8 protein-coding genes are annotated in these 9,601 nt (G+C 73.8%); 1 reads left to right on the forward strand and 7 read right to left on the reverse strand.

Features of this window, described 5'->3' with window-relative positions; translation table 11 throughout:
* The 7 genes from PV721_RS37045 to PV721_RS37075 all read right to left on the reverse strand — a co-directional run.
* Positions 1–1,958, reverse strand: a 1,958-nt coding sequence (locus tag PV721_RS37045; protein ID WP_416371258.1) for a TPM domain-containing protein, incomplete at its 3' end; no start/stop codon positions are given.
* Positions 1,959–2,051: 93 nt separating this feature from the next.
* On the reverse strand, positions 2,052–2,585 hold the full coding sequence (locus tag PV721_RS37050) for a hypothetical protein (RefSeq protein WP_319732262.1): 534 nt from the start codon (positions 2,583–2,585) through the stop codon (positions 2,052–2,054).
* Between the two features lie 31 nt (positions 2,586–2,616).
* A complete protein-coding gene (locus tag PV721_RS37055; RefSeq protein ID WP_319732265.1) occupies positions 2,617–3,774 on the reverse strand; it encodes a hypothetical protein in 1,158 nt (385 codons plus the stop codon).
* Between the two features lie 100 nt (positions 3,775–3,874).
* Positions 3,875–4,651: a succinate dehydrogenase/fumarate reductase iron-sulfur subunit gene (locus tag PV721_RS37060; protein WP_319732268.1), complete on the reverse strand. Its 777-nt coding sequence runs from the start codon at positions 4,649–4,651 to the stop codon at positions 3,875–3,877.
* Positions 4,648–6,549, reverse strand: a complete 1,902-nt coding sequence (locus PV721_RS37065) for a fumarate reductase/succinate dehydrogenase flavoprotein subunit (RefSeq protein ID WP_319732271.1) — start codon at positions 6,547–6,549, stop codon at positions 4,648–4,650. The genes PV721_RS37060 and PV721_RS37065 overlap by 4 nt, the downstream gene beginning before the upstream one ends.
* A 1-nt stretch (position 6,550) precedes the next feature.
* On the reverse strand, positions 6,551–7,375 hold the full coding sequence (locus tag PV721_RS37070; RefSeq protein ID WP_319732274.1) for a hypothetical protein: 825 nt from the start codon (positions 7,373–7,375) through the stop codon (positions 6,551–6,553).
* 102 nt (positions 7,376–7,477) lie between these two features.
* Positions 7,478–7,708: a hypothetical protein gene (locus tag PV721_RS37075; protein ID WP_319732276.1), complete on the reverse strand. Its 231-nt coding sequence runs from the start codon at positions 7,706–7,708 to the stop codon at positions 7,478–7,480.
* A gap of 347 nt (positions 7,709–8,055) precedes the next feature.
* On the opposite strand from PV721_RS37075, the gene PV721_RS37080 reads away from it, so the two are divergent.
* Positions 8,056–9,601, forward strand: a 1,546-nt coding sequence (locus PV721_RS37080) for an ABC transporter substrate-binding protein (protein ID WP_319732278.1), incomplete at its 3' end; no start/stop codon positions are given.

Genomic DNA, 9,601 nt, shown 5'->3' on the forward strand with positions numbered 1-9,601 from the left:
CTGCCGAAGCCCCCGCCGCCCCTCAGGATCTCGCCGAGGATGATCCCGCCGAGCACGGCGCCGCCCTGGCCGCCGCGCCGGCCCGCGTACGGGTCCTGGTACGCCCGTACGTCCTGCTCCGCCAGCTCCTGCGCCCGCCGTGCCATCGCGTCCGCCCGCTGGGCCTCCGCCAGCGCGCCCGACGGGTCGGACGCCGCCAGCGATCCCGCACGCTCCAGGTGCCGGCCGGCCTCCGCCAGCCGGGTGCGGGCCTGGCTGGCGACCGCGCCCCGGCTGGTGGTGACGTAGTCCGTGGCCGCGCCGATCGCGCTGCGCGCGGAGAGCATGGCCTGGTCGAGCAGGGCCACCGCCCGCTGCCGGCCCGACTCCCGCTCCCGCGCCGCGGAGAGGGCTTCGTCGAGGGCCGCGTCGGCCTCCTCCATCCGGCGCAGCGCGTCGATCGGGTCGTACCGGCCGGACGCCTCCTCCTGCCGTACGTCGGCGAGTACGGCCTCCGCCCGGCCGATCCGCCCGCGCAGGTCCGCCGTCGAGGTGCCCTCCGTGGTGCCCGTCAGCAGCCCGCGGGCGTCCGCGAGGTCGGTCTCCGTCTCGTTCAGCGCCCCCAGCAGCTTCCCGGCCGCCTCCGCCAGCTCCTGCGCCCGCCGCTCGACCGCGTCCACCAGGGTCGCCGCCTGGTCCACGGCTGCCTCGGCGGCCCGTACGTGCACGGCCGCCGTACCGTTCTCGCCGGCGTCGACGGCCGCGTGGGCCAGGCCCAGGTTGGTCGCCGTGAACAGCAGCCGGTCCTTGGCCTGTTCGGGGCCGGAGGCGACGGGCGCGGAAGCGGAGTCCGCGTACCGCCGGGTCAGCGCGGTCAGGGTGGCCTCGGCGGTGGTGGCGCGCCCGGTCAGTTCCAGGTAGCGCTCCTCCACGACCGCCAGTGCCTGCGGCGCGTTCTTCTCCAGGTCCCGCAGCCGGTCGAAGTCCGCCGACTCGGCGTCGAGCCGCCGGTTCGCCTCGGTGCAGCGGGCGACGATCTCGTCCAGCATCCGGCGCCGGGTCGCGTCGTCCTCGGGGTAGGCGTCGTCGAGCTGCTGGCGCAGCCGGAACGCGTGGGTCAGCTCGCTCTTGGCGTACTCCACGGCCTCGGTGAAGGGGCCGACGGCCTCCTCGCCGAACTGCGCCGAGGCGAAGCCGAGTTCCTCCGTGCTGGTGCGGACGGCGTCGTCGGTCTCCACCAGCAGGGTCTTGGCCCTGCCGTCCAGTTCCGGCAGCGGAAGCCGGTCCGGCGCGCCTTCGGGCCAGCCCGGCCCGGTGGTCGTACCGCGACCGCCGCCGGCGGCCGCCTTCCGCTTGCGGCGGGTGTACGCGTACGCCACGAGCGCCCCGGCCGCGCCGACCGCGACCACCGGCAGCACGAAGTCCCCGGCGCCGTTCTCGCCGCTCGCCCCGCCACCGGGATCGGCCGGGCCCGGGGTGATGGTGGGCACGGGCACGGGCTGTCCGCCGAGCACCGCGTCGTACCCGTTCGCCGCGCCGATCGCGGCGCCCGCCCAGTCGTTCTGCTTCAGGGCCGGCTCGATGGCCGTCTGCGCGACGGTCGCCAGCTGCTGCTCGGTGAACCCGGAGTCGACGTCGGCCGAATAGGCGTACTGGCGGGCCCCCGTCGCCACGGCCAGCAGGAGGTCGTTCTGGCCCAGCCCGTTCTTCTGCGCGGTGGCGTCGGCCCAGCTCTGGGCGGAGCGCCCGGAGAAGTCGTCCACGTACGCCACGAAGAGCTGGATCCGCCGGTCGGCGTAGAGCTGGTCGAGCGCGGCGGCGACGGCCGCCTGCCGGTCCCCCAGCGCCCCCACCCGGTCGGTGATCTGGCCCTGCCGGGACAGGGTGACGGGGTCCTCGGCCCGCGCGAGCGGCGCCTGGGCAACGCCCCGGCCGCCGAGCGCCAGCAGCGCGGCGGCGAGGGCGAGCCCGGCCCTCACCGCGGTCCTGCTGCGCGGCCCGTTCCTCGTCCTGCTCCTCGACGGAATCACATGGGGGACATTATTGGCGGTTTCACCCTTCCGCACCCGGAGTCACGACAGCGCGACCGCCGTCAGCTCGGGCAGCGGGAGGACGACGCCGTCCCCGTGCAGGACCGCGTCGCGACGGCCGATGCCCGGGTGCTCCCAGTGCCGGCGGGGCTTGCTCCCCCCGACAGCCAGGGCACGCTCGCCGCGGCACGGCGGGACGGACGCCGGCGTCGCCGAGGTGAACCACCGGCGCACTCCGGACAGCCCCTCCAGCCGGGCGTTCCCCCTGGCCGGCGCGTCGGCACCCGGGGCGCTGACCGGTCGGAGGTCCGGCGGGGTGCCGGGATCACCGGCTGCCTCCGGGAGCCAGGGCACCCACTGCACGCCCACACAGCTTACGGCGATCCGGGCCAGCGCGTGCGCCCGCTCGGGGCCCTCGGGGTGCCGGGCCCCCGCCTCTGCGGCCCGCTCCCGGGCGGTCGCCGGATCCAGTGCCGCGGGGCGCCCCTGCGCGAGCCGCCGACGGGCTTCGGCGAGTGCGGCGGTGACCGCGTCGGTCTCCGGGTCGCCGACGTCTTCGAGGTACGTCTCCAGCATGTGGTCCGCCTGGCCGCGCAACCGCTCGGCCCTACGACCTGTCCCTGCACGGCCAGTCCGGCCGCCTGCTCGCGCAGGGCGGCGGCCCGCTGCCGCCTGGCGCGGGAGAAGGCCCGCTCCGCGAGGGCGAAGGCCTCGGCGGCGCCCGCCGGATCTCCTGAGGCGGCCCGGTTGCGGGCCGCCCGGGCCAGGGCGAGGGCGTGCGTTCCCGGCCCCCGATCTCCCCGGCGAGGCGCAGCGCCTCGGGCAGGTCCCGCTCGGCGACCGCCTCGATGACCCCGGCCTCGGTGGCCGTGCGCAGTTCCGCGTCGCGGATGGGGCCCAGGTGCCGGTCGACGCCGGCGGAACGGGTACGGGCGGCGGCGACGGCGGCCCTGGCCCAGACACGGTCGGCCGGCCTCCGGTCCCCGAACTCCTGCCGGGCCAGTTCGACCCCGCGCTCGGGGGCGACCGCCGCCAGCGCCTCGGCCACCGTGCGCAGCGGCGCCTCCCGGTTCGAGCCGAACACGGTGAAGAAAGGGCCTGCTGGGCGACGGTCAGCAACTGCTCGGCCCGGGCCGGCGCACGGGCGGAGGTGAGGTCGGCCGGCACGGTCAGCAGTCCGGCGATCAGGGCCCCGTCGCCCTCGCCCCCGGTCCAGGCGCAGAGCTCGGCATCGGCCAGCAGCCGGCCCGCCAGAGCGGAGCCGAAGCGCGGCGGCGTCCGCGGCGACGGCCGGGGCCCGTACGCGCTGCTCCGCCGGGCCGGACGCGGCGCGCGCCGCGCCCTCCGCCTCGCGCAGCAGCTCCCGTACGCACTCCCGGGCGGGCTCCGTCGCGTCAGGGGCCCCGGCGCCCGCGGCGCCGGGGCCGACCACGGTGGGTACGTAGGCGGGAGCGGCGCCGCCCGCCCCCAGCAGCCCCTGCAGAGCCACCGCCACCGCCGCCGCCGCCGACTCCGGCCGGTCCGCAGGCGCCTTCGCCAGCAGGGCCAGGACCAGCCGGTTCAGCTCGGGGGAGACGTGGGAGACGTCCAGCTCGCGCGGGGCGTCCTCGATCTGCCGGCGGAGCAGGACGTACGCCGGAAGCGGGCCACCAGCTCGTCGTCGGTCGCCGTCTCCAGCAGCACCTTGACCGCCACGGCCCGGCCCGACGCCTCGTCGTGCGCGCCAGACCTCGCCCATACCGCCCTGCCCGAGCCGCTGGTCCATCCGGTACCGGCCGCCGAGCTGATCCCCCGCCCGCGCGCGTATCCCCCTGACGTCACGTCAACCGACGTGACGTCAGGGGGCATTGTGTACCCCGCACCGACTACTGAGGGTCGGAACGCCGCCGGATCCTGCTCCCGAGCCACACCAGCGGGTCGTACTTGCGGTCCACCGCCCGCTCCTTCAGCGGGATCAGCGCGTTGTCGGTGATCTTGATGCCCTCGGGGCAGACCTCCGTGCAGCACTTCGTGATGTTGCAGTAGCCCAGCCCGTGCTCCTCCTGCGCGGTGCGCTTGCGGTCCAGGCCCGCCTCCGCCGCCGCGTCCAGGGGGTGCATGTCCAGCTCCGCGACCCGCATCAGGAAGCGCGGACCGGCGAAGACGCCCTTGTTCTCCTCGTGGTCACGCACCACGTGACAGGTGTCCTGGCACAGGAAGCACTCGATGCACTTGCGGAACTCCTGCGAGCGCTCCACGTCGATCTGCTGCATCCGGTACGCGCCCGGAGCCACCCCCTCCGGCGGCACGAAGGCCGGGACCTCGCGCGCCTTCTGGTAGTTGAAGGACACGTCCGTCACCAGATCGCGGACGACCGGGAAGGCCCGCAGCGGGGTGACCGTGATCGTCTCGGACCGCTCGAAGGTGGACATCCGCGTCATGCACATCAGCCGCGGCCGGCCGTTGACCTCCGCACTGCACGAGCCGCACTTGCCCGCCTTGCAGTTCCAGCGCACCGCGAGGTCCGAGGCCTGCGTGGCCTGGAGCCGGTGGACGATGTCCAGGACCACCTCCCCGTCGTGCACCTCGACGGTGAAGTCCCGCAGTTCCCCGCCCTCCGCGTCGCCCCGCCAGATCCGGAAGCTCGCGTCGTACGTACTCATTCGTACAGCTCCTCTTCGGCGAGGTACTTGACCAGCTCTTCCTTCTCGAAGAGCGCGAGCAGGTCGGGACGGATGGGCTCGGTGCGCGTGCGTACGAGGGCGATGCGGTCGGCCGCCGGGTCCGCCGGGGGCGGGTCGACGGGGCGGCACAGCAGGTTCACCGGGCGCCAGGTGCGCTCCATCGACGGGCAGTCCTCGCGGGTGTGCCCGCCCCGGCTCTCGGTGCGCTCCAGGGCCGCGCGCGCCACGCACTCGCTGACCAGCAGCATGTTCCGCAGGTCCAGGGCCAGGTGCCAGCCCGGGTTGAACTGACGGTGCCCCTCGACCCCGGCCCGGGCGGCCCGTACGCGCAGGATCGCGAGCTTCTCCAGCGCCTCGGCCATCTCGCCCTCGCGCCGGATGATGCCGACGAGGTCGTTCATGGTCGTCTGGAGCTCCTGGTGGAGGGTGTACGGGTTCTCCGCGCCCTCGGCTGCGTGGAAGGGGGCCAGCGCCTCCGCGGCCGCCGCGTCGATCTCCGCCTGGGAGACCGCCGGCCGCTCACCGATGGCCGTGGCCTGCTCCGCCGCGTGCAGTCCGGCCCGCCGCCCGAAGACCAGCAGGTCGGACAGGGAGTTCCCGCCGAGCCGGTTCGAGCCGTGCATCCCGCCCGCGACCTCGCCCGCGGCGAACAGCCCCGGCACCCCGACGGTGGCCGCGGTCTCGGAGTCGACCGCGATCCCGCCCATCACGTAGTGGCAGGTCGGGCCCACCTCCATCGGCTCCGCCGTGATGTCCACGTCCGCCAGCTCCTTGAACTGGTGGTACATCGACGGGAGCCGCCGCCTGATCTTCTCGGCGGGCATCCGGGTGGACACGTCGAGGAAGACCCCGCCGTGCGGGGAGCCGCGGCCGGCCTTCACCTCGGCGTTGATGGCCCGCGCCACCTCGTCGCGCGGCAGCAGCTCGGGCGGGCGCCGGTTGTGGTCCGGGTCCTCGTACCAGCGGTCGCCCTCCGCCTCCGACTCGGCGTACTTCTCCTTGAAGACGTCGGGGACGTAGTCGAACATGAACCGCTTGCCCTCGGAGTTGCGCAGCACCCCGCCGTCGCCGCGGACCGACTCGGTGACGAGGATGCCCTTCACCGACGGGGGCCAGACCATGCCGGTCGGGTGGAACTGCACGAACTCCATGTTGAGCAGGGGCGCGCCCGCGAGCAGGGCCAGGGCGTGCCCGTCGCCGGTGTACTCCCAGGAGTTCGACGTGGTCTTGAAGGACTTGCCGATCCCGCCCGTGGCCAGCACCACGGCCGGGGCCTCCAGGACGAAGAAGCGGCCGGACTCGCGTTCGTAGCAGAAGGTCCCCGAGACCCTCTGCCCGTCCTTCAAGACCCTGGTGACCGTGCACTCCTGGAAGACCTTGAGCCGGGCCTCGTAGTCCCCGTGCTCCTTGAAGTCCTCCTGCTGGAGCGCGACGATCTTCTGCTGGAGGGTGCGGATCAGCTCCAGGCCGGTGCGGTCGCCGACGTGCGCGAGGCGCGGGTACTCGTGGCCGCCGAAATTGCGCTGGGAGATCTTCCCGTCGGGCGTCCGGTCGAAGAGCGCGCCCCAGGTCTCCAGCTCCCAGACCCGGTCCGGGGCCTCCTTCGCGTGCAGTTCCGCCATCCGCCACTGATTGAGGAACTTGCCCCCGCGCATGGTGTCGCGGAAGTGCACCTGCCAGTTGTCGCCCTCGTTGACGTTGCCCATGGAGGCGGCGATCCCGCCCTCCGCCATCACCGTGTGGGCCTTGCCGAAGAGCGACTTGCAGATCACGGCGGTACGGGCGCCGCGCTCACGGGCCTCGATCGCCGCGCGCAGCCCGGCGCCGCCCGCGCCGACCACGACCACGTCCCACTGCTGCCGTTCCACTTGAGCCATCTCAGAAGATCCTCGGGTCGGTGAAGGCGCCGCTGGCCAGCAGGTACACGTAGAAGTCACACAGGGCCACGCTGATCAGGGAGGCCCACGCCAGCTGCATGTGGCGGGTGTTGAGCCGGCTGACCCAGCCCCAGAGCCGGTAGCGGACCGGGTGCTTCGAGAAGTGCTTGAGCCGGCCGCCCATGATGTGGCGGCAGGAGTGGCAGGACAGCGTGTAGGCCCAGATCAGCGTGATGTTGACCAGGAACAGCAGGGTCCCGAGGCCCATGTGGCCCCACTCGTAGTGCTCGTCGCGGAAGGTCAGCACGGTGTCGTACGTGAGGATGCCCGCGACCGGGACCGCCGCGTAGAAGAAGTACCGGTGGATGTTCTGCAGGATCAGCGGGAAGCGGGTCTCGCCGGTGTACTTCGTGTGCGGTTCGGCGACGGCGCAGGCGGGCGGCGAGGCCCAGAAGCCCCGGTAGTAGGCCTTGCGGTAGTAGTAGCAGGTCAGCCGGAACCCGAGCGGGAAGATCAGGATCAGCAGCGCCGGGGAGAGGCCCCACCAGCTGCCGAAGATCTCCCAGTTGGGCCCGCCCTTCATCGGGACGCAGTTCTCCGCGAGGCACGGGGAGTAGAAGGGCGACACGTACGGGGCCGCGTAGTAATCGGCGTTCGCGAAGGCCCGCCAGGTCGAGTAGACGATGAAGGCGAGCAGCCCGGCCGCGGTGACGGCGGGGGAGATCCACCACCGGTCGGTCCGCAGGTGCCGGGCAGCGATCGCGGCCCGGGAGGCGTCGTGGACGCCGCCGGGCCGCTGCTGGGGTGGTTGTGTTCCTGTGGCCAAAGAGAACTCCGGGAGGAGTGATGAGGGGTGGCCCCAGGGGGCCCGGCCGCGAGCGGCCGGGCCGGATGGGGTGTACGGGGGTCTGTGGGTCGCCTGCGCCGGTCAGGGCGCGCGGCGGTCGCGGGCGCCGAGGCCCTCGTCGTCCGAGTCGGTCCACAGCGAGCTGTCGTACGGGGTGTCCGGGACCGGCACCATCCGGGACGGTGCCGGCGGGGACGCCGGCGTCGAGCTCCCGGGCTTCTGCCGGCCGGCCCGCTGCTCCAGCTGCTCGACCTTGCGCGTGAGCTCGTCGAGGTTGCGCCGTACGGCACTCAGATCGTCTTGCAGGGACATGATTTGCCCTCACTTCCGCCATGGTGCGGTGGCAACGCTCATGTGCGCCTGCGAGTGTCGCGCTTCCCGTCCCCCGTTGTGAAGGGACGTGCAGCGATTGCGGGCGCGCAGGCGTGAACCGTGCGCCCCTCCCTACCCCCATTGTCATCCCTCTCCCGGGGGAACGCCCCTTCGGCGCGCAAGCCGGATTGGTCCGCACGGGTGGGGTTCGCGGCGTGGCGAGAGGCGGCTGCGAAGGGTGCGGTGGACCGTCGATTTCAGTGGGATCCGGCAACCGGTGTGATCAGCTCCATATACCGCCGAACGTGATCATGCTTCCCCCACGCCCCGCCCCGGAGGTACCACCCATGTCCCAGCGAAGGCGCAGGTCCTTGGCGCTCCTGACCTCGGGAGTCCTCGCACTGCCGCTCCTCACGGGCTGCGGCGCGGGTGAAGACGAGGGCGGCCCCGTCGCCGCAGGCCAGGACATCGCCACGACCGCCCGCGAGAAGGTCGCGGACGGGGGTGTGCTGCGCTGGGCCGTGGACACCCTGCCGGACACCCTGAACACCTTCCAGGCCGACGCGGACGCCACCACCAGCCGCATCGCGGGGGCCGTGCTGCCGCAGCTGTTCGTGCTGGACGCCAAGGGCCGCCCCGTGGCCAATCCCGACTACCTGGAGAAGGCCGAGGTCGTCGAGCGGGAGCCCAAGCAGGTCGTCCTTTACAAGCTGAACCAGCAGGCGGTGTGGAGCGACGGACGCGAGATCGGCGCCGCGGATTTCGTGGCGCAGTGGCGGGCCCTGAACGGCAAGGACTCGGCCTACTGGACGGCGCGCAACGCCGGCTACGAGCGGATCGAGAAGATCGAGAAGGGCAAGACCGACCTGGAGGTCAGGGTCACCTTCGCCAAGCCGTACGCCGACTGGCGCTCCCTGTTCAGCCCGCTCTACCCCAAGCAGGTCACCGGCACCCCCGACGCCTTCAACGAGGGCGCCCGCGGCGCTCTGAAGGTCACCGCCGGACCCTTCGCCCTCGGCGCGATCGACAAGAAGACCGGCACCGCGGCCCTCACCCGCAATCCGCGCTGGTGGGGCCGGCAGGCCAAGCTGGACACGCTGGTCCTGACGGCGGTGCCGCGGGCCGAGCGTCCGGCGGCGCTGGCCGCCGGGAAGCTCGATCTGGCCGAGATCGACCGCACCGGGGCCGACCGGATCGCCCTGGCGCGCCGGGACGCCGCCGCCAAGGGGGCCGCCGGCAAGGGCGGCGCGGGGGCGGGCGGCGCCCCGGCGCACGGCCCGGGAGCCGCGCTGACCCCGGCGCAGGCCACGCTGTCGTGGGCGGTCGCCTTCGGGGCGGACGAGGACAAGGCCATGGCGGAGAAGGAGAGCCGCGACAAGCACGTCGCGGCGGTGAAACGGTACGCCGACGAGCAGACGGCCCTGCGGAACTTCACCGTCCGCAAGTCCCTGGAGCCCGCCTACACCCAGCTCGCCATGAACGGGGCCTCGGGCCCGCTGGCCGACGAGCGCGTGCGCCGGGCGATCGCCCGGGCGCTGGACCGCAAGGCGCTGGCCGAGCTGGTGCTCAAGCCGCTCGGCCTGCCCGCGCAGCCCGTCGGCAGCCACGTGGCGCTCGCCGGGCAGCGGGCGTACGCCGACAACAGCGACGCCCTCGGCGGCCAGGACGCCCAGGCGGCCCAGGCCCTCCTCGCGGACGCGGGCTGGCGCCGGGGCGGCAAGATCACCGAGCCGGCGGGGGCCAAGGCCGGTCCGGAGAGCGCGCCGCAGGACGACGGCAAGTCCCCCTCGGGCCCGGGCACCGGAAACGACGGGCTCTACATCGTGGGCCAGGACGACGAGGCCAACGGCGACCTGCGCTCGGCCGCAGGACAGCCCCCGCAGGCCCCTCGGG

Source organism: Streptomyces sp. MB09-01 (assembly GCF_033794505.1).
Classification (GTDB): Bacteria; Actinomycetota; Actinomycetes; order Streptomycetales; family Streptomycetaceae; genus Streptomyces.

Coding starts and splice junctions, on each gene's coding strand:
- PV721_RS37050 (WP_319732262.1), bottom strand. CDS start 2,585: ATGCTGGAGACGTACCTCGAAGACGTCGGCGACCCGGAGACCGACGCG.
- PV721_RS37055 (WP_319732265.1), bottom strand. CDS start 3,774: ATGGACCAGCGGCTCGGGCAGGGCGGTATGGGCGAGGTCTGGCGCGCA.
- PV721_RS37060 (WP_319732268.1), bottom strand. CDS start 4,651: ATGAGTACGTACGACGCGAGCTTCCGGATCTGGCGGGGCGACGCGGAG.
- PV721_RS37065 (WP_319732271.1), bottom strand. CDS start 6,549: ATGGCTCAAGTGGAACGGCAGCAGTGGGACGTGGTCGTGGTCGGCGCG.
- PV721_RS37075 (WP_319732276.1), bottom strand. CDS start 7,708: ATGTCCCTGCAAGACGATCTGAGTGCCGTACGGCGCAACCTCGACGAG.